Genomic DNA, 18966 nt, shown 5'->3' with positions numbered 1-18966 from the left:
GGTTCGGGCACGGGTGTTCCTTACTGATGGAGGAACGGCTCCCGGCTCCGAAACGCAGAGAAGGCCGCCCCTCGGGCGGCCTTCGCGAAGTCTGTACGCGCGATGAATCAGCGGGCCGCCGGATGAGCGGTCCACCACCAGTTCTGGGTCGTCAGCGCGAACATGGCACGTACCCTAACGGAAACGGTGGACAAACGAGCGCGCGTCTCATTTGCTGAGCGGCAGGACGGGACGCACTCGCCGACCCCGTAATGTTGTCGAGGTGACCGTGAACGCCAATACCTCCGTCGCCGGTGGCCACACCTGGCGAGACCTTCCTGCGGCGCAGCAGCCCGAGTACCCCGATGCCGAGGCTCTGCGCGACGTACTCGCGGACCTCGACTCGTATCCTCCACTCGTCTTCGCGGGTGAGTGCGACCAGCTGCGCGCCCGCCTGGGAGCCGTCGCCAAGGGCGAGGCGTTCCTGCTGCAGGGCGGCGACTGCGCCGAGGCCTTCGACGCCGTGTCCGCCGAGCACATCCGGGCCAAGCTGAAGACGCTGCTCCAGATGAGCGCCGTCCTGACGTACGCGGCTTCCGTGCCGGTCGTCAAGATCGGCCGAATCGCCGGTCAGTACTCCAAGCCGCGCTCCAAGCCGACCGAAACCCGCGACGGCGTGACCCTGCCGACCTACCGCGGCGACTCCGTCAACGGCTTCGACTTCACCGAGGCCTCCCGCATCCCGGACCCCGAGCGACTGAAGCAGATGTACCACGCATCCGCTTCCACGCTGAACCTGGTGCGTGCCTTCACCACCGGTGGTTACGCCGACCTGCGGCAGGTGCACGCCTGGAACCAGGACTTCGTGAAGTCCTCACCGTCCGGGCAGCGTTACGAGGCCCTGGCCCGCGAGATCGACAACGCGCTGAACTTCATGAAGGCGTGCGGCACGGACCCGGCCGAATTCAAGGCGGTCGAGTTCTACGCCTCGCACGAGGCGCTGCTGCTGGACTACGAGTCGTCGCTCACCCGCACCGACTCGCGCACCGGTCAGCTCTACGACACCTCGGGCCACATGGTCTGGGTCGGGGAGCGCACCCGCCAGATGGACGGCGCACACATCGAGTTCGCCTCGAAGATCCGCAACCCCATCGGCATCAAGCTCGGCCCGACGACCACCGTCGACGAGGCGCTCGGCTACGTCGACCGCCTCGACCCCGAGCGCGAGCCGGGCCGGCTGACCTTCATCGTCCGCATGGGTGCCGACAAGGTCCGCGACAAGCTCCCCGAGCTGGTCGAGAAGGTCACCGCCTCCGGTGCCACGGTCGTGTGGGTGACCGACCCGATGCACGGAAACACCTTCGAGGCCGCCTCCGGCCACAAGACGCGGCGCTTCGACGACGTCCTGGACGAGGTCAAGGGCTTCTTCGAGGTGCACAAGCAGCTCGGGACGCACCCCGGCGGAATCCACGTCGAGCTCACGGGCGACGACGTCACCGAGTGCGTCGGCGGCGGCCACGAGATCTTCGTGGACGACCTGCACCAGCGCTACGAGACGGCCTGCGACCCGCGCCTCAACCGCAGCCAGTCCCTCGACCTGGCCTTCCTGGTCGCCGAGATGTACCGCGACCAGTAGGGAGCACCCCTGGTGCAGCCCGTGGGGCACGGATCGATGTGATCCGTGCCCCACGGGCGTACCGGGGCTTTTGCGTGCGGGGTCCCACGGGTAAGGTTAGGTTAGCCTCACCGAGTAATCGGGACGGCGCAGCGATCGATCCGTCGGGAGGTGAACCGCGTGTACGTCTGCTCCTGCTTCGGCATCACGGAGGACCAGGTCAAGCAGCATGCGGACGGCGGAGCGTGCACGCCTCGCCAGATCGCTTCGGCCTGCAAGGCCGGCACCGACTGCGGCGGCTGCGTCCGCAGGATCCAGGCGCTCCTCGGCCGCGGCGAGTGTCCGCGCCGTGAGCTCGTCGAAGGGCCTACGGTGCCGGCGGGCACCCAGGGCGGTGCGCCCGCCGCCCGGGGCGTCATGCCGGACGTCAACCTCTCCGACGCCGCCTGAGGGGCCCGGGGCACGAGGGCGATCAGCTGTCCGGCTGCTCGACCTGCTGGGCGATGTAGAGCGGCTCACCGAGCTTCTCGACCAGTTCCAGCTGGGTGTCGAGATAGTCGATGTGATGCTCCTCGTCCTCGAGGATGGACTCGAAGATGTTCGCCGAGGTGATGTCGCCCTTGCCGCGCATCACCTCGATGCCCCGCCTGAGGCGGTCGATCGCCTCCACCTCGACCTGCCGGTCGGCCTGGAACATCTCGGTGACCGTCTGGCCGACCCGCACGTGGAAGAGCCGCTGATAGTTGGGCAGGCCGTCCAGGAACAGGATCCGGTCGGTGAGGATCTCCGCATGCTTCATCTCGTCGAACGATTCGGCCCGCGTGTACTTCGCGAGCTTCGTCCAGCCGAAGTTCTCCTGCATCTTCGCGTGCAGGAAGTACTGATTGATGGCAGTCAATTCGGCGGTCAGCTGTTCGTTCAGAAACTCGAGGACCTCAGGGTCGCCCTGCATCGCAGAGGCTCCTTCCAACCGGTGAACTGGGCATGGTTGCGCGCATCCTCGCATCGCACTACGCGGCCGTCCAGTAAGTGCATGCTTAGTGGGAGTTGTCCGAATCGGCTCTCCCCTGGTCATGACCACCCCTGCCTGTCTGTCACCATGGAGGCATGGGTCAGCCGGAAAGCCGGGAACGAGGCACAGCAGATCAGAACGGGCTTCCACCGGGGCAGCGGCTGCAGCGGGGCTGGCCGGTCACCCATTACGGGCCCGTGCCCAAGTTCAAACCGGACCGCTGGGAGTTCCGGGTCTTCGGTGCCACCGCCGACGGTGACAAGCACTGCTGGAATCACCAGGAATTCACGGCGCTTCCCTTCTCCTCCGTTGTCGCAGACCTCCACTGCGTGACGAAATTCAGCATGCTCGAAGCCGAGTGGGGCGGAATTCTGGCCCGCGAGATCGTGGAACTGGCGCCGCCCGCGCCCCACGTCACCCATGTGATGGTCTGGGCCGAATACGGATTCAGCTCGAATCTCCGACTCGCCGACTTCGCGTCGGACCACACGCTGTTCGCCACCCATAAGGACGGCGAACTGCTCACCGCCGAACACGGATTCCCGCTGCGCCTGGTCGTTCCGCATCTGTATGCCTGGAAGGGGCCCAAATGGGTCCGGGGCATCGAATACATGACGGCCGACCGACGCGGGTTCTGGGAAGAGCGCGGCTACCACAACATCGGCGACCCGTGGAGCGAGCAGCGCTACTCCTACCAGGAGGAGCCCGGGGACGGCCCCGAGCTCTGACGTCCTCCCCGTCCGCTTCAGCGAGGGCCGCGGAGCTCCTTCAGCCGTGCCACGTCCGCCGCATGGCCTTCCCTGCCACCAGGCGTCTCGATGATCAGAGGCACATCGTCGGTCGCCGGGTGCGAGAACAGCTCGCGGAACGGCTCGGCGCCGATATGCCCGGCCCCGATGTTCTCGTGCCGGTCCTTGTGGGCACCCACCACGTCCTTGGAGTCATTGGCGTGGATGAGCTTCAGCCTGCCCTCGCCGACGGTGTCCACCAGCAGATCCAGGGTCTGCCGCATGCCGGCGGGACCGGTCAGGTCGTGGCCCGCCGCGTAGATGTGGCAGGTGTCCAGGCAGACCCCCAGCATGGGGTGGGAGTCCAGGGCCTCGAAGTACGGGCCGAAGTCCCAGGTCCGCGAGCAGAGCGAGGAGCCCTGCCCGGCGGTCGACTCCAGGAGCAGGAACGGGTCGTCGTCATGGGTCAGCTCGTCCAGCAGGGGGAGCATGTGCGTACGCACCTGGGCGAGGGCCTCCGCGCGCGGGCGTCCACCGGTCGCCGAGCCGGTGTGCACCACCACCCCCGCGGCGCCGATCGCTCGCGCCCGGCGCAGTGAGTGGCGCAGCGACAGGACCGACCGCTCGACCGTGGCCTCCGTGTGCGAGCCGAAATTGATCAGATACGGGGCATGGACGTACGCAGTGAGCGACCGTGCCTCGCACTCCGTGCGGAACAGCTCGTCCTGCGCCGGGTTCCCGGACGGGGTCGCCCAGCCGCGCGGATTGGCGACGAAGACCTGCACGGTCTCCGCCGCCAGCTCGCGTGCGTAGCCGAGGCCGACCTTGGCGAGTCCGCCGGCCACGGGCACGTGACCGCCTATCGGGTTGCGCATGTGCTGTCAGTCCTCGGGGGGTCTACAGGGCCTTGGTCCTGATGGTGATCGTGGAGCCTTCGGCGGCCTTGTCGCCGCCCTCCACCGACTGGCTCCCGACCGTGTCGCTGAAGGAGAGGAACGGGCGGTCGACCTTGACCTCGAACCCCGCGTCCTCCAGTGTGCTCCGGGCCTCCTCGACGTCCTTCCCCGTGACATCGGGAACCTGGAGCATGCGCGGGCCCTTGGAGACGGTGAGTTCCACGGTGTCGCCCTCGGCCGCCTCCGCACCGCTTCCGGGCGTCTGCCGGGCGATTTCGCCCTGGGCCTCGGGGGAGTTGACCCGCTCGGGCAGCACCTTCGCCTTGAGCCCCGCTTCGTCCAGCTCGGCCGTGGCCTCCTTGATGCCGAGTCCCGTGACGTCGGGGACGTCGACCGGGCTGCCCTTGCTGACGACCAGGGCGACCGCGGAGTCGGGGTGCCGCTCGGTGCCCATGGCCGGATCCGTACGGATCACCTCGCCCCGGGCGATGTCCTCGCTGAACTCCCGGGTCACCATCCCGGGCGCGAGCCCCGTCTTCTTCAGCTCGCGCCGGGCGTCACCGAGCGAGAGACCCTCCACATCGGGGACCTTCACGATCTCCGGGCCGCGCGAGATCACCAGCTTCACCGCGTCGTTGCCCCGGATCCGCTCACCGGCGCCCGGATCGCTACTGATCACCGTGCCGCGCTTCACCGTGTCGCTGTAGGCGCGCTCGACACCCTTCAGATCGAGGCCCTCGTCCGCCAGCCGCTTCCCGGCAGCGCTCTGGGTCTGGCCCAGAAGGGAGGGGACCCGGGTGAACTGACCCGAGTTGATGTACCAGACGCCTGATCCGACCCCCAGCACCAGCAGGACGGCGACGAGCACGGCGAGCATCCCGCGCCGGTTACCGCGGCCGGCGAAGGGGCGGCGCCGTCCGTGCCCGGGTTCCTGGGGCGGGGGCATTTCCAGCCGGCTGGTGTGGTGGGCGGTGCCCTGACCCGCCGGGATCACCCTGGGGATCACGCTCGTACGGTCCTCGGCGGCGTCGTGTGCCTCCGCGAGGGCCTGCGGAGGCACCCTGTCGAGCTGCTCCTCGGTGAGAGCCGCCCGCATCCCGCGGGACTTCGCCAGCAGGGCCACCGCGTCGAGCGGACGGACATCGGGGTTGCGCGCGGTGGCGGCCGCCACAAGCTCGTCCAGCCCAGCGGCCAGGCCCGGCACGGCCTCGGACGGCGCCGGGACGTCCTGATTCAGGTGCTGGTAGATGACCTGGGCGGCGGTGTCCCCGGCGTGGGGCTTGCCACCGGTCAGCATCTCGTAGAGCACCACACCGCAGGCGTACACGTCGGACCTGGTGTCGGCCGTGCCCTGCTCGATCTGCTCAGGGGCGAGATACGAGACCGTGCCCAGAAGCGAACCGGTGGTGTCCGTGGCGGTGCCCACAGCGCGTACGAGACCGAAGTCGGCGACCTTCACCCGGCCGTCGTCCCCTATCAGGACGTTCTCCGGTTTCATGTCGCGGTGGACGAAACCCGCGCGGTGCGCGGCGCCGAGGGCGGCCAGGACCGGTTCGAGGATGTCCAGCGCGGCCCGGGGCTGCAGCGCCCCGCGCTCGCGCAGGACATCGCGCAGGGTGCACCCCGCGACGTACTCCATCGCCAGGTACACATACGCCCCCTGGGCGCCCTGGTCGAAGACGGCCACCACGTTGGGGTGGGCGAGCCGGGCGACGGACTTGGCCTCGCGGATGAAGCGTTCGACGAAGGCGGCGTCCGCGGCCAGCGCCGGGTGCATCACCTTGAGCGCGAGCACCCGGTCGAGCCGGGTGTCCATGGCCCGGTAGACCGTGGCCATACCGCCGACGGCGATGCGCGCATCGATGCGATAGCGGCCGTCGAGCAGCTGCCCGACAAGGGGGTCCTGGAGGGTCGTGTCCACGGAGCGAGTCTACGAGCTGCCACGGACACGACGGATGGGCCGAGGGGGCCGGGGGCGGTTCCGGTGCCGAGCCGTGACGGGACATGCACGTTCTGTGGCCGGGAGGCCGCCGCCGGGGCCAGGACCTCAGAAGGCCGGGCGCTCCGGATCCAGCACCGCTCGGCCCTCCCTCGGCGAGGACGCCTCGGCGAAATGGCGGCGCGGGATGCGTCCCGCCCGGTACGCCAGGCGTCCGCCGTCCACCGCGTGCCGCATCGCCGCCGCCATCAGCTTCGGCTCCTGCGCCCGGGTCACCGCGGAGGCGAGCATCACAGCCGCACAGCCCAGTTCCATCGCCAGCGCCGCGTCCGACGCGGTTCCGGCACCGGCGTCCAGGATCACCGGGACGGTGGCCTGCTCGACGATCAGCTGGAAGTTGTGAGGGTTGCGGATACCGAGCCCGGAGCCGATGGGGGAGCCCAGCGGCATGACAGCCGCGCATCCCACCTCCTGGAGCCTGCGGGCCAGGACGGGGTCGTCATTGGTGTACGGCAGAACCGTGAACCCGTCGTCGACCAGGATCTCGGCGGCGTCCAGCAGCTCGATCGGGTCCGGCAGCAGGGTCCGCTCGTCGGCCACGACCTCCAGCTTGATCCAGTCGGTGCCCAGCGCCTCCCGGGCCAGCCGGGCGGTCAGCACGGCCTCACCCGCCGTGAAGCAGCCCGCGGTGTTCGGCAGGATCTTGATGGAGAGGCGTTCCAGGACGGAGAGCACCGAACCCTGCACGGAGGGGTCGAGCCGGCGCATCGCCACGGTGGTCAGCTCGGTGCCCGAGGCGATCAGGGAGCGTTCGAGCACGTCGAGGCTGGGCGCCCCGCCCGTCCCCATGATCAGCCGAGACGAGAACGTCGTGGAACCGAGGGCGAAGAGATCGTCGGACATGGTCAGCCTCCCTGGACCGCGGTGAGGATCTCGACCCGGTCGCCGTCGGCGAGCGCGGTGGCCGACCACCGGCCGCGCGGGACGACGGCCTCGTTGACCGCGGCGGCGACCCCGGAAGGGGCTGTGGTCAGGGAAGCGACGAGGGCGTCCAGCGGGGTCCCTGCGGGGACACTGCGGTACTCCCCGTTGACGGACACGGACACGGACACGGACACGGACACGGAGGCGGTCGGGGGCTCTGTCATGCGGGCTGCTCCTGGGGCGCCGGGGCGGGGGAGGGGGCTTCGCGGGACGGGCCGAAGCGGTCCGGTATGAAGGGGCGGGCCACCTCGGGCAGTTCGCCGGTGGTCAGCACCTGGGCCATCACATCGCCGGTGACGGGAGTCAGCAGCACTCCGTTGCGGTGGTGCCCGGTGGCGAGATGCAGGCCGGGCAGGGCGGTGGGGCCCAGCAGCGGCGCGTTGTCCGGCGTGGTGGGCCTCAGACCGGCCCGGGTCTCGGTCAACGGAAGCTCGGTGATGCCGGGCATCAGCTCATGGGCGTCCCGCAGCAGTTCGTACACCCCGCCCGCGGTGACCGTGGTGTCCCAGCCCAGCTCCTCAGTGGTCGCGCCGACGACCAGCTCACCGTTGGCACGTGGGACCAGGTACACCTGGCTGCCGCGCACGACGGCCCGCACCGTCCTGCTGAGGAAGGGCGCGTACGCGGGTGGCACGGTGAGCCGCAGCACCTGCCCCTTGACCGGGCGCACCGGCGGCACGACGGCCTCGGGCAGCCCTTCGAGCCGGCCGCTGAGGCTGCCGCCGGCGAGAACCACCTGGCCTGCGGCGAGCTCCGTACCGTCCGCGAGGACGGCTCCCGTCGCGCGGCCGCCCGTGGCGGACAGCCGCCGGACCCAGGCGCGGTGGAAGACCACCCCAGCCCGTTCGCACGCGGTGACCAGCGCCGAGGCCAGTCGCCGGGGATCCACCTGGTGGTCGCCGTCGACCCGCAGCCCGCCGCGCACACCGGGGGCGAGCATCGGTTCCAGACGGCGGCACTCGCGCCCGCTGAGCCACTCGGATTCCAGCCCCGAACGCAGCTGCAGAGCGTGCAGCTCCCGCAGATGCGCCCGGTCGTCGGAGTCCAGCGCGACGGACAGGGTGCCGCAGGCACGGAAGCCGGTCTCCTGCCCGCTCTCAACCTCAAGCTCGGCCACGAACGCCGGATAACGCGCCGCTGAGGCCACGTTGAGGCCGAGCAGCATCTGCTCGCCGTAATGGAGTTCGGTGACGGCGGCGAGCATTCCGGCCGCGACCTGCGTGGCCCCGCCGCCCGGTTCGGGGTCGGCGAGGGTGGTGCTCAGACCGTGCTGGGCCGACCGCCAGGCGGTCACCAGACCGATGATGCCGCCTCCGACGACCAGGACGTCGGAACTGTCTGCGGAGATGCGCATGGGCGTCCAGCCCCTCCCTTCGCCGGCATGACCCGGATCAGGTTCGTACGGTCGGAGGCCGGCCAGCCTCCCTCTCAGCCCGGTGCGTCCGGACTCCCGCGAGTGTCTTACGGTGGCCAGCCTAGACCCCACCGCTCGCAGCCAGTAAGGGAGCCGTACCCGTGGCCCGTTCGCTCGACGGACTCGTCCTGTCGCCGGTCGCCGACCAGGCCCCCGGCCAGGTCGGGACCGGGACCCGTTTCACGTACCACGAGCAGGACGGCCGGATATGGGCCGGGTACACGGGCGGTGACGTCGTCCGCGGGCATCTCGTCGGCACCCGCGACGCGGACACCCTGGACTTCCGCTACGTCCAGCTGAAGCACGACGGAACGACGTCCTCCGGGCACTGCGTCTCGACGGTCACGGATCTGCCCGACGGCCGGGTCCGTCTAAACGAGCGGTGGGATTGGGAGTCCCAGGAGGGCAGCGGGACCAGCGTCGTGGAGGAGCTCACGAGCTGACGATGTATCGGGTGATTAGGGTGGACGGGTGAGCGAGCAGACGCAGGACACGGCAGTGGGACAGCGGCCGCATGGAGTCGTGGTCGTGGGGGCAGGCATGGCCGGTGTGCAGACAGCCGTGGCCCTGCGCCGACGGGGCTTCACGGGCCCGGTCACGCTGATCGGGGCCGAGCCGCACCAGCCGTACGACAGGCCGCCGCTGTCCAAGGCGGTCCTGCTCGGCAAGGCCGAGGACTCCGCCTTCGACATCGACTTCGAGGCACTGGACATCACGCTGCGCCTGGGCGTCGACGTGACCGGCCTGCGTGCCGAGGCGCACGAGCTGGACACCCTTGCGGGCCCCGTCCCTTACGACGTGCTGGTCCTCGCCACGGGCGCGGAACCCATCGGGCTGCCCGGTTCCGAGGGCGTGCCAGGCGTCCATCTGCTGCGCACCCTCGACGACGCCGCACGGCTGCGGCCCGTCCTGGAACGGCAGCACGACGTGGTCGTCGTCGGAGCGGGCTGGATCGGCGCCGAGTTCACGACCGCGGCCCGCGCGGCCGGCTGCGCGGTCACCGTCGTCGAGGCCGCGGACCGCCCCCTCGCGGGCACGCTGCCCGCCGAGGCCGCCGCTCCTATGGCCCGCTGGTACGCCGAGAGCGGAGCCGAACTCCTCACCGGCGCCCGGGTCGCACGCGTCGAGGAGGGCGCGGTCCACCTGGCGGACGGCCGGGTGATCCCCGCCGGAGCGGTGGTCGTGGGCATCGGCGCCCGGCCCGCCACCGCCTGGCTCGCGGGCACGGGCATCGAGCTCGGCCCCGACGGCTCGGTCACCGCGGACAGCTCCCTGCGCACCTCGCTGCCCGACGTCTACGCGGTGGGCGACTGCGCCTCCTTCCCCTCCGCCCGCTACGGGGAACGGCTGCTGGTCCACCACTGGGACAACGCCCTCCAGGGGCCCCAGACGGTCGCGGCGGCCCTCGCGGAGGGTACGGCCGGGGCATACGACCCGGTGCCCTACTTCTGGTCCGAGCAGTTCGGGCGCTTCGTGCAGTACGCCGGTCGTCACGCCCATGCCGACACGCTGCTGTGGCGGGGTGACCCCGCGGAGGCGTCCTGGACGGTCTGCTGGCTACGGGAGGGCGTCCTGGTCGCGGTGCTGGCCGTCGGCAGGGTGCGCGACCTGGCGCAGGGGCGCAAGCTCGTCGAAGCCGGGGCGCGGATCGATCCGGTGCGCGCCGCCGACTCCTCCGTACCGCTGAAATCGACGGTCCTCCAGGGGCAGTGACGGCCTCGTACGGTCGGCCCGGGTACCGGCTGCCGGTCCGGGATGGCACGCTTGTCCCTGTGACCGAGATTGACGCAAAGATCGATGCTCTCGTCCCCGCCTGGCTCCACCTTCCCGACATCGCGGAAATGCTCGATGTCGAGGTGACGCGTGTTCGGCAGCTGGTCAAGGAAGGCCAGCTCATCGCCGTACGACGTGGTGAGAACCGGACGCTCCAGGTGCCTGCCGCCTTCATCGACGGCGACAAGGTGGTCAAGGGGCTCGCAGGGACCCTGACACTCCTGAGGGACGACGGCTACAACGACGAAGAGATGCTGGACTGGCTCTTCACCCCTGACCCGAGCCTGCCGGGCACCCCCGCGCAGGCCCTGAGCGAGAATCGCGGTACGGAGGTGAAGCGCCGGGCCCAGGCGCTCGCCGTCTGACCGGACGACCATGAGCGGGGTGCGGGCCGTGGCACACGCGGCCCGCACCCCGCCGTTATCGGGCTTGCCGGCACGGCGGTCCCTCGACGTACGGGCGATTCGTCGCCGCATCAGTGATCCATCGACACACCGACGGGGGAAATCGCCATGTCCACGCCTCGCTCCCAGCTCGCCGGCGCCCGGCTCTATCTGTGCACGGACGCTCGCAAGCGGCAGGGTGACCTTCCCGAGTTCCTCGACGCGGTGCTGTCCGGTGGCGTGGACATCGTCCAGTTGCGCGACAAAGGCATGGAGGCGGCCGAGGAGCTCGAACACCTCGCGGTGTTCGCCGACGCCTGCAAGCGCCACGGCGCGCTCCTCGCGGTGAACGACCGGGCCGATGTCGCCCATGCCATCGGCTCCGACGTGCTGCACCTCGGGCAGGGCGATCTGCCGGTGCCCGCCGCCCGCGCCGTGATCGGCGGCGACGCCGTGATCGGCCGCTCCACCCACGCCGAGGCCGAGGTCGACGCGGCCGTCGCCGAGGCGGGCGTCGACTACTTCTGCACGGGCCCCTGCTGGCCCACCCCGACCAAGCCCGGCCGGCACGCCCCGGGCCTCGGCCTCGTGCGCTATGCCGCCTCGCTCGGCACGACGCGCCCTTGGTTCGCCATCGGCGGGATCGACGCCGGGAATCTGGACGAGGTGCTGGACGCCGGCGCACGCCGTGTCGTCGTCGTGCGGGCGATCACCGAGGCGGCGGATCCGGCCACGGCGGCCGCGTCGCTCGCGCGACGCATCCGGGCGCGCGCTGTCTGAACGTACGGCCTCGCACTCCGAGGCGGCGGCTGCCCGAGGGCTGTCCGAAGGGTGGACAAAGCCCACCTCATTCCGGGCAAATCACCCTCTCTGGTTGGGGTACCGCCGGGCCCTGGTTAACCTCCCAGTATGGCCCTTGGCACACCTTCCACCAGGACAGATCACGCGCGCACCGTGGGTGAGATGCTCGCGACCGGCGAGATGTCGTTCTCGTTCGAGTTCTGGGCGCCCAAGACCGAGAAGGGTGAGCGGAACCTCTGGAACGCGCTGCGCCGGATCGAGGCGGTGGGGCCGAGCTTCGTCTCCGTGACCTACGGGGCCGGTGGTTCCACCCGCGCCGGGACGGTCCGGGCGACCCAGCAGATCGCCGCGGACTCCACGCTCACCCCGGTCGCGCACCTCACCGCCGTCGACCACTCCGTCGCCGAGCTGCGCAACATGGTCGGGCAGTACGCCGACGCCGGTATCCGCAACATCCTGGCGGTGCGGGGTGACCCGCCCGGCGACCCGATGGGTGAGTGGATCGAGCACCCGCACGGCGTGCGGTACGCGGCGGATCTCGTCCGGCTGATCAAGGAGGCCGGTGATTTCTGCGTCGGCGTCGCGGCATTCCCCGAAATGCATCCGCGGTCCGACGGCTGGGACTCCGACATCCGTCATTTCGTGGACAAGTGCCGCGCCGGTGCCGACTACGCGATCACCCAGATGTTCTTCCATCCGGAAAGCTATCTGCATATGCGTGACCGTGTGGTCGCTGCGGGTTGCGAAACTCCGGTCATTCCCGAGGTGATGCCGCTCACCAGCGTCAGACAACTGGAGAGATTCGCGCAGCTCAGCAACGCATCCCTGCCTTCCGAGCTGAAAGAGCGCATCTTCGCAGCCAAGGACGACCCGGCCGCTGTACGCTCCATTGGCATCGAGTTCGCCACGGAGTTCTGCGCGAAACTGCTCTCCGAGGGAGTCCCGGGGCTGCACTTCATCACGCTCAACAACTCGACGGCGACACTCGAGATCTACGAGAATCTCGGACTGCACAAGCAGTCGTGACCGGCCGTACCCGCCACCATCCGGGGCGGTGGCCGTAGGAGGGGGCGGGCGTGGGCTGGACGGTCCTCTACATCGCATTCGGCATAGTGGCGCTGTGGCTGCTTGGCGAGGTGCTCCTGCAGTACAAGGCACGTCTGCGCTGGCGGCTGCTCGCCTTCGCAGGCTTCCTCGGCGTGGTCCTCGGTGTCCTGCTCGCCTCCGTGCTGGTGATCATCATCGGGGCGGTCGCCTTCGCTACGGGCCAGACGTATGTGACGCTCTCCTTCAGGCGCGGCTTCTCGACGGGTTGGGCCATAGGCGGCAGTCCCGGTGAGAGCCGCCGCCGCCGTGGGGCGGGCCGCAACCCGAAGCCCACGCTCGAAGTCTCCGGCCTCGAGTACGAGGGCGCCCCCCAGCAGGCGGAGGCCGCCCCCTCGGCGGTCTACGCACCTGAGCCGCTGCCGGACGACACCGGGCAGTACGGCGTCTACACCGACCCCGCCCCGGCCGGCGGTGGTGACCGGCAGGACCAGTACGGCGAGCAGCAGCAGTACGCCGCCTACGACCCGTACACCGGCTACGGCCAGCAACCCGCCCAGAACCCCTACGGCGGCCAGGAGGGCTACCAGGGCCAGGGCACGTACCAGGACCAGGGCACCTACGCGGGCCAGTACGACCACGACACCGGCCAGGCGGGCTACGCGGCCCACTCCGATCCCTACACCGGCACGAACGCCACCACGGGCCCCGGGCAGTACACCGGGCACGACAGCTACGGCAACGGTTACGACGCCTCCTACGGCACCGGGCAGCAGCCCGCCGACCCGTACGCCGGGCAGTACACGGACACCCCGCCGGGCGGGGTGTGGGTTCCGCAGCAGCGCGAGAGCGGGCAGCATCCCCCGATGCCGCCGGAAGCACCCGTCCAGCCCGGCCCGTACGGCAACGGGTACGACACAGGCCAGAACGAGCAGTACCGCTACTGACCTGCCGACCGGCAGCCGACGCACCTTCCACGGCTCACCGGGAGCCGCGGAAGGTGTCCCCCTCCACGACGAGTCCGGCGACCAGCGCACCCGACATCCCGGCGTGGGCCAGCCCACCGCCGGGATGTGACCAGCCGCCCGCCAGGTACAGCCCCGGCAGTGGCGCGCGGTTTCCGGAGTGCAGATACGCGCCCCCTACCCCGGCCAGGGCGGGGGTAGGCACCGAACCACCCTCGGCGCCCGTGTCACCCGCGGTCTCGGCTGGCGTACGCACCTCGGTGTGGAGTATCCGCTCGCGGAGGCCTGGAACCGCCTCGGCGGCCTGGCCGATCACCGCGTCCGCGAACCGCTCGCGCAGCGCCGGGGCCGTCCAGTCAACCGGACCGTGCGGTGCCACCGTCGCCGTCAGGGTCACGGCCTCGTGCTCCGCGTCGGGGCGGGTGGCGGGGTCGTCCGGGCGTAGCACCGTCACCGTCGGCCGCTCCGCCGTCCGGCCGCCGAACACCGCCTCCTGCTCCGTGACGGGGTCCGCCGTGTGCACCACGGTCCGGTGCGCGGCGCCGGACTCGCGGGCGCCGCGAAGCGACAGCAGGACGAGGAAGCGTCCCGGCACCGGAGCCCCGCCCGCCCCGGCGGACCGCTCCTCCCCGGCCGGCAGGAGCCCGGGCGACGGCTGCGCGCCCAGGACCACGTGGTCGGCCTCCACGCTCCCGCCGTCCGCCAGCTCGACCCCTGCCGCCCGCCCGTCCTTCTCGGACACCCGGATGGCCTCGGCGCCGAAGACGAACTCGACCCTGCGGGCCAGGCACCGCTCGTACACCGCGTCGGCCAGCGTGCGCATGCCCCCGGCGACGTACCAGCTGCCGAAGGTCTCCTCCATGTACGGCAGGAGGGCGGCGGCGGCCGGCGCGCGGCGCGGGTCGAGCCCGTAGGACAGGGCGTATCCGTCGAGCAGGGCCGCCAGGCGGGGGTCGCCCAGCTCCCAGGCGCCCACCTCCGCCACCGTCCCCGCCCGCAGGGCGGTGCGCAGCAGCCTGCGCCGGCGCACCGCGGGGTAGGGATCGCGGCTCAGCACCTGCCGGTCCTCGGGCAGCGGCTCCTCCAGCAGTGGCCTCCGCGACCGGTTCCACGCGGTCCCCGCCCGGTCCAGGAAAGCCCCCCATCGGGCCCCGGCCCCCTCGCCGAGCGCCCGGTCCAGTGCGCCGACCACCCCGGCCCGCGAGGCGTTGGGCAGCGACACCGCGGTGCCGTCGGCGAAGAGATGGCGGCTCGCCGGGTCGACCTGGGTGAGCGTGAGGCACTGCTCCAGGCTTTCCTTGCCCGTCTTCACGAAGAGGTCGCGGTAGACCGCAGGCAGATGCAGCAGCCCGGGGCCGGTGTCGAAGACGAAGCCGTCGCGGGTATACCGGCCGAGCGAGCCGCCGTAGGTCTCCGACCGCTCGTACACCGTCACCCGGTGGCCTGCCACGGAGAGCCGGGCGGCCGCCGCCATCGCGCCGGTCCCGGCGCCGATCACCGCAATTCGTGCCATGTCAGTGAGCCTAAGGGGTGGCACCGACACATCAATCGTGAGGCCGGTGCCTGCCCGCACCTGCCGGACGCTTCTCCTCGCGGCGCTGCGCGCCGCGGCGCAGGAACCGGCCGATCCGGGAGGCCAGGAAGAGGAGTACCACCAGGCCGAGCAGCAGCAGGACCCCGGCGACGACGGCCGCCGCCACCGGGTTGAAGACCGCGAAGGTGAGGATCCCGGCGACGCCGAGATCCTCCGCGACGCTGACCCCGGCGTTGCTGAACGGCTCGGGCGAGGTGTTGACCGCCATCCTGGTGCCGGCCTTCACCAGATGGCTCAGCAGGGCGGTGGAGCCACCCACGGCTCCCGCCGCGAGCTCCGGCAGCGCCCCGCTCCCGCCGGCCAGCAGCACCGCGACGACCGCGCCGGACAGGGGCCTGATCACGGTGTGCGCCGCGTCCCAGGCCGAGTCCACGTACGGGATCTTGTCGGCCACGGTCTCGCACAGGAACAGCACGCCTGCGGCCACGAGTACATCGGTGCGCTGCAGGGACTCCGGCACCTCGTCGGAGAGGCCCGTCGCGCCGAAGACGCCCAGGAGGAGGACCACCGCGTAGGCGTTGATCCCGCTCGCCCAGCCACTCGTGAACACCAGGGGGAGTAAGGACACGGACGAGATCGTAGCCAGTCGGGGAGACGCTCGGGTGGGAACTGCCGCGCAGGCCTGAGTACCTCTACCTAGTACGGGAGATGAGTAGGGATGCGGATAGGCCCTCACCTGCGCAGACGGAAGAGTGGAGACCACGGAAGGGGCGCGGCGCCCGGACCGCCGGCACGGGGCGGCGGAACGGCGCGGCACCCCGGACGGAACGGGGGCGCACGGCGGAGCTCCGGGACCACGGGGGACACGGGGTCACGGGGGAGGGCTCCGCGGCGGTACGGGACGCCGGTCCGGTGGAATTCGGGGGGATCGAATTCCACCGGACCGGCGTTTTTCCGCGGTGGGGGCAGGGAGGGCGCCTCAGCGCCCGCTGACCCGGCCGCGCAGCAGCAGGGACAGGGCGGAGTGCACGTCGTCGATCGTCCGCTCGGGCTGGAACGCCTGCCAGTCGAGAGCCGCCACCAAAACCATCCCGACCAGTGCGGCGGCCGTCAGCTGGATGTCGATCTCCTCGCTGAGCTCACCGCCCGCGACGCCCTCCTGGAGCACCCCCTCGACGACGGCGACGGCCTCCTGGCGCAGCACCAGGAGGGTCGACTGCCAGGCACGGTTGGTGCGCCAGAGTTCGGCGACGTACAGCTGGGTGAAGGCCGGGTAGCGGTCGATGAAGACCAGGCCTGCCCTGATCATCGCGTCCAGTGCTTCCACACGGGTACCGCCGCGTGCGTCCGTCGATTCGGCGGCGGACCGCAGCGACTGGGTGAGCAGTCCGACGCCGTGCCGCAGCAGCTCCTCGAACAGCTCGGTCTTGCTCCTGAAGTTGTAGTAGACCGTGCCCTTGGCGACCCCGGCGCGCTCGGCTATCTCGTCCACCGTCGTCGCGGAGAAGCCCTTCTCCGCGATGAGGGTCACCGCCGCCTCGTAGAGCTTCTGCCGGGTGGCCTGGCGGCGCGTGGTGCTACTGCTGTCCATATCGAGGATTCTCACAGGTCCGGGCGTGCTCAGAGACTGAGCTCCGGATGCAGCCGGTCCAGGGTCCATACCTGTTTGCGCCCGGCGGAGAGCGCGGTCAGCGCCAGGGCGCACGCGGTGAAGGCCGGCAGGACGGTTGTCGCAGATGCCCGGCGACGCTGAAGGAGGGGGCCAGTACACCGACCCAGGGGACCGGGCCCGGCGCGCTGCATCCGCGTACGGCGGCGAGCCGGCCGGGCAGGCGCTCGCCACCCACCTCGGCGTGTCCCCGTGTGAGCGCATCCGGCCCGTGAGTGCGAGCAGCGGACGCGTACGGCCCGATCCGGAAGGCCCCGCGACCGCGACGAGCGATCCGGGACCGGCGGTGACATCCACTCCCTGGAAGACCCAGCCGCGCGACCCTTTACAGTCCGAAGTCCTCAGCGCTCGGCGCCGCCCCGTGCGGGCTGTCCACGTTCCCACCCCCATTCTTTGCACTGACCAGTCAGTGCAAAGAGTCACCCGTACCCGCGCTCGACGCAAAAGTGCCTGGTCGGAGGTGGATTCTGAGGAATTGTCAGTGGGTGCCGTCACGATGGATACATACGGCCACGGAGCCGTCACGCGACGACAGGAGGCTCGTCATGGCCAGCTCATCCGCAGCCGCCGCCCCGCGGCGCCGCGCAGGCAGCCCTGCCCCCTCACCGACCGGTCCGGCAACCGACGTCCACCCCGTTCCGCGCCGCACCACGGCGCCGCCCGCCGCTCTCGATCTGCTCGCCCAGGCCCACGCCGGCCTGGACGAGGCAGCCGTACTCGACGTGCCCAACGAGCGGTACGCCACCGCGCACCTCGCCGCGCTGCGCACCGCGGCCGCCGTGCTCGCCGCTCGCGGTCGGCCCGAGACCGGCGCGCGCCGCAGGGAGCGGATCCGCAGCGCCTGGGAAGTCCTTCCGGGCATCGCGCCGGAGCTCACCGAGTGGAGCGCCCTGTTCGCCTCCGGGGCCCGGCGCAGGGCTCGGGCGGAGGCGGGCATACCCGGCGCGGCGACCGGCCGCGACGCCGACGATCTGCTGCGTGACGCGGCCATGTTCCTGCGCCTGGTCGAGCGGCTGCTGGACCTCCGGCCCGTCGTCCCGCAGCCGCGCAAGGACGGCCCGGGGCGGCGGCCCGACGAGGAGTGACCGCGAGGACGGTGCGAGGCAATAGGGTGGAGAGCACCCGTATCACCTGCACCGTTCACGCTCCGCCGTCCGTGGCGGCACCGTGCCGAGGAGTCAACTGCCGTGTCGGACCAGCTGCGCCCCCGCGCCTCCCTCCGTACCGCCGTGGTCTGGGAGGTCCTCAAGGACGCTCTCGAGCGCCGGGTCAAGGCGACCGGCAGGGAAGCCCTGGACGTGCTGGACACCGGCGGCGGCACCGGCAACTTCGCCGTGCCCGTCGCCCGGCTCGGCCACCGGGTCACCGTCGTCGATCCCAGCCCGAACGCCCTGTTCGCGCTGGAGCGCCGCGCCGAGGAGGCCGGTGTCGCCGACCGGGTCCGCGGTGTCCAGGGCGACATCCTCGGCCTGTTCGAGGTGGTGGACCGCGCCGGTTACGACGCGGTCCTGTGCCACGGCGTCCTGGAGTACGTGGACGACCCCGCCGAAGGTGTTCGGAACGCGGTCGACGCGCTCCGTCCGTCCGGAGCCCTCAGCCTGCTCGGCGCCGGCCTCGGCGGGGCCGTCCTGGCCAGGGCGCTCGCCGGACACTTCGCCGAGGCCCGGCAGGGCCTGACGGACCCCGCCGGGCGCTGGGGCGACGGTGACCCGGTGCCCCGCAGATTCACCGCAGACCAGCTGACCGGACTGGTCGCCGCCGCGGGCATCGAGGTCGGCGCGGTCCACGGGGTACGGGTCTTCGCCGACCTCGTGCCGGGCGCTCTCGTGGACACCGAACCGGGCGCGATGGAGGAGCTCCTCAGGCTGGAGGCGGCCGTCGCGGAACTGCCGGCCTTCCACTCGGTGGCGACCCAGCTGCACGTTCTGGGAGAGAAGCGCGCCTGAGCCGGGCGGCGGCACCGCCGGAGCACGGGCGCGAACGCGACGGCAGCACGGCTGATCAGCAACGCAGCTGCAGACGGAGTACTGCCCAGAACACCCGATCGCGCCGCGAGCCCCGTATGATCGGGTGACACCATCCGGCATGACGGATCGGAGGTCGGGGAATCTACGCCTCAGCAGCCGAGCCGAAATAGCGGTCCGGACTGGCTATGGCTAGAGGGCGGGTTTCACGGGGGCGAATCCCTGCCTATCCTGGAAGGGCCGCATACCGGTCGCCCCCGCGGCCG

The 18966-nt window shown here is 71.1% G+C and carries 21 protein-coding genes, 1 pseudogene and 1 riboswitch; of the genes and pseudogenes, 11 read left to right on the top strand and 11 right to left on the bottom strand.

What is annotated here, in order from left to right:
- Positions 1 to 107: 107 nt before the first annotated feature.
- Positions 108 to 164: a trp operon leader peptide gene (locus ACWD04_RS14365; protein ID WP_451131692.1), complete on the bottom strand. Its 57-nt coding sequence runs from the start codon at positions 162 to 164 to the stop codon at positions 108 to 110.
- A 104-nt stretch (positions 165 to 268) separates the two neighbouring features.
- On the opposite strand from ACWD04_RS14365, the gene ACWD04_RS14360 reads away from it, so the two are divergent.
- Both ACWD04_RS14360 and ACWD04_RS14355 read left to right on the top strand, forming a co-directional pair.
- A complete protein-coding gene (locus ACWD04_RS14360; RefSeq protein WP_451131612.1) occupies positions 269 to 1615 on the top strand; it encodes a class II 3-deoxy-7-phosphoheptulonate synthase in 1347 nt (448 codons plus the stop codon).
- 159 nt (positions 1616 to 1774) lie between these two features.
- Positions 1775 to 2044, top strand: a complete 270-nt coding sequence (locus tag ACWD04_RS14355) for a (2Fe-2S)-binding protein (protein WP_451131610.1) — start codon at positions 1775 to 1777, stop codon at positions 2042 to 2044.
- Positions 2045 to 2066: 22 nt separating this feature from the next.
- Here the strand turns inward: ACWD04_RS14355 and bfr are convergent, their stop codons facing one another.
- On the bottom strand, positions 2067 to 2546 hold the full coding sequence (gene bfr / locus ACWD04_RS14350; RefSeq protein WP_451131608.1) for a bacterioferritin: 480 nt from the start codon (positions 2544 to 2546) through the stop codon (positions 2067 to 2069).
- 155 nt (positions 2547 to 2701) lie between these two features.
- On the opposite strand from bfr, the gene ACWD04_RS14345 reads away from it, so the two are divergent.
- Positions 2702 to 3334 (top strand): sulfite oxidase-like oxidoreductase, encoded by a 633-nt coding sequence (locus ACWD04_RS14345; RefSeq protein WP_451131606.1) that lies wholly within the window; start codon positions 2702 to 2704, stop codon positions 3332 to 3334.
- 17 nt (positions 3335 to 3351) lie between these two features.
- On the opposite strand, the gene ACWD04_RS14340 is transcribed toward ACWD04_RS14345, so the two are convergent.
- The 5 genes from ACWD04_RS14340 to thiO all read right to left on the bottom strand — a co-directional run bounded on the left by ACWD04_RS14340 (position 3352) and on the right by thiO (position 8507).
- A complete protein-coding gene (locus ACWD04_RS14340; RefSeq protein WP_451131604.1) occupies positions 3352 to 4209 on the bottom strand; it encodes a deoxyribonuclease IV in 858 nt (285 codons plus the stop codon).
- Positions 4210 to 4231: 22 nt separating this feature from the next.
- Positions 4232 to 6151, bottom strand: coding sequence for a Stk1 family PASTA domain-containing Ser/Thr kinase (gene pknB / locus ACWD04_RS14335; RefSeq protein WP_451131602.1), 1920 nt, complete (start codon positions 6149 to 6151; stop codon positions 4232 to 4234).
- Between the two features lie 126 nt (positions 6152 to 6277).
- Positions 6278 to 7072: a thiazole synthase gene (locus ACWD04_RS14330; RefSeq protein ID WP_451131600.1), complete on the bottom strand. Its 795-nt coding sequence runs from the start codon at positions 7070 to 7072 to the stop codon at positions 6278 to 6280.
- A gap of 2 nt (positions 7073 to 7074) precedes the next feature.
- Complete coding sequence (thiS, locus tag ACWD04_RS14325) at positions 7075 to 7317, bottom strand: sulfur carrier protein ThiS (protein ID WP_451131598.1); 243 nt, start codon at positions 7315 to 7317, stop codon at positions 7075 to 7077.
- Complete coding sequence (gene thiO / locus ACWD04_RS14320; protein WP_451131596.1) at positions 7314 to 8507, bottom strand: glycine oxidase ThiO; 1194 nt, start codon at positions 8505 to 8507, stop codon at positions 7314 to 7316. Before thiO ends, thiS begins: the two co-directional genes overlap by 4 nt.
- Positions 8505 to 8617, bottom strand: a riboswitch (TPP riboswitch). (Overlaps the previous gene by 3 nt.)
- A 51-nt stretch (positions 8618 to 8668) precedes the next feature.
- Between thiO and ACWD04_RS14315 the strand changes: the two genes are divergently transcribed.
- The 6 genes from ACWD04_RS14315 (at position 8669) to ACWD04_RS14290 (ending at position 13515) form a co-directional block, all read left to right on the top strand.
- Complete coding sequence (locus ACWD04_RS14315; RefSeq protein ID WP_451131595.1) at positions 8669 to 9010, top strand: hypothetical protein; 342 nt, start codon at positions 8669 to 8671, stop codon at positions 9008 to 9010.
- Between the two features lie 28 nt (positions 9011 to 9038).
- Positions 9039 to 10280, top strand: coding sequence for an NAD(P)/FAD-dependent oxidoreductase (locus tag ACWD04_RS14310; protein ID WP_451131594.1), 1242 nt, complete (start codon positions 9039 to 9041; stop codon positions 10278 to 10280).
- Positions 10281 to 10339: 59 nt separating this feature from the next.
- Positions 10340 to 10705, top strand: a complete 366-nt coding sequence (locus tag ACWD04_RS14305; protein ID WP_326697067.1) for an Rv2175c family DNA-binding protein — start codon at positions 10340 to 10342, stop codon at positions 10703 to 10705.
- A 147-nt stretch (positions 10706 to 10852) separates the two neighbouring features.
- Positions 10853 to 11503 carry a thiamine phosphate synthase gene (gene thiE / locus ACWD04_RS14300; RefSeq protein ID WP_451131592.1) on the top strand — a complete coding sequence of 217 codons (651 nt, stop codon included), beginning with the start codon at positions 10853 to 10855 and terminating at the stop codon, positions 11501 to 11503.
- Between the two features lie 129 nt (positions 11504 to 11632).
- Positions 11633 to 12550: a methylenetetrahydrofolate reductase [NAD(P)H] gene (gene metF, locus ACWD04_RS14295; RefSeq protein ID WP_451131590.1), complete on the top strand. Its 918-nt coding sequence runs from the start codon at positions 11633 to 11635 to the stop codon at positions 12548 to 12550.
- A gap of 50 nt (positions 12551 to 12600) precedes the next feature.
- Positions 12601 to 13515 (top strand): hypothetical protein, encoded by a 915-nt coding sequence (locus tag ACWD04_RS14290; protein WP_451131588.1) that lies wholly within the window; start codon positions 12601 to 12603, stop codon positions 13513 to 13515.
- A gap of 34 nt (positions 13516 to 13549) precedes the next feature.
- Here ACWD04_RS14290 and ACWD04_RS14285 read toward each other — a convergent pair whose 3' ends face one another.
- The 4 genes and pseudogenes from ACWD04_RS14285 to ACWD04_RS14270 all read right to left on the bottom strand — a co-directional run.
- A complete protein-coding gene (locus ACWD04_RS14285; RefSeq protein WP_451131586.1) occupies positions 13550 to 15046 on the bottom strand; it encodes a phytoene desaturase family protein in 1497 nt (498 codons plus the stop codon).
- Between the two features lie 31 nt (positions 15047 to 15077).
- Positions 15078 to 15695 (bottom strand): DUF4126 domain-containing protein, encoded by a 618-nt coding sequence (locus ACWD04_RS14280; RefSeq protein ID WP_451131584.1) that lies wholly within the window; start codon positions 15693 to 15695, stop codon positions 15078 to 15080.
- A gap of 351 nt (positions 15696 to 16046) precedes the next feature.
- Positions 16047 to 16658, bottom strand: a complete 612-nt coding sequence (locus ACWD04_RS14275; RefSeq protein ID WP_451131582.1) for a TetR/AcrR family transcriptional regulator — start codon at positions 16656 to 16658, stop codon at positions 16047 to 16049.
- Positions 16659 to 16794: 136 nt separating this feature from the next.
- Positions 16795 to 17112: pseudogene (locus ACWD04_RS14270) on the bottom strand (ATP-binding cassette domain-containing protein); the annotation flags it as partial.
- A 169-nt stretch (positions 17113 to 17281) separates the two neighbouring features.
- On the opposite strand from ACWD04_RS14270, the gene ACWD04_RS14265 reads away from it, so the two are divergent.
- Positions 17282 to 17821 carry an SAV_6107 family HEPN domain-containing protein gene (locus tag ACWD04_RS14265; protein ID WP_451131581.1) on the top strand — a complete coding sequence of 180 codons (540 nt, stop codon included), beginning with the start codon at positions 17282 to 17284 and terminating at the stop codon, positions 17819 to 17821.
- Between the two features lie 102 nt (positions 17822 to 17923).
- Positions 17924 to 18682, top strand: a complete 759-nt coding sequence (locus ACWD04_RS14260; RefSeq protein ID WP_451131579.1) for a class I SAM-dependent methyltransferase — start codon at positions 17924 to 17926, stop codon at positions 18680 to 18682.
- Positions 18683 to 18966 lie beyond the last annotated feature (284 nt).

This window comes from Streptomyces sp. NPDC002911, from assembly GCF_053591835.1.
Note: the sequence above shows the minus strand (reverse complement) of the source record. Positions and strands in the feature narration are given on the sequence as shown.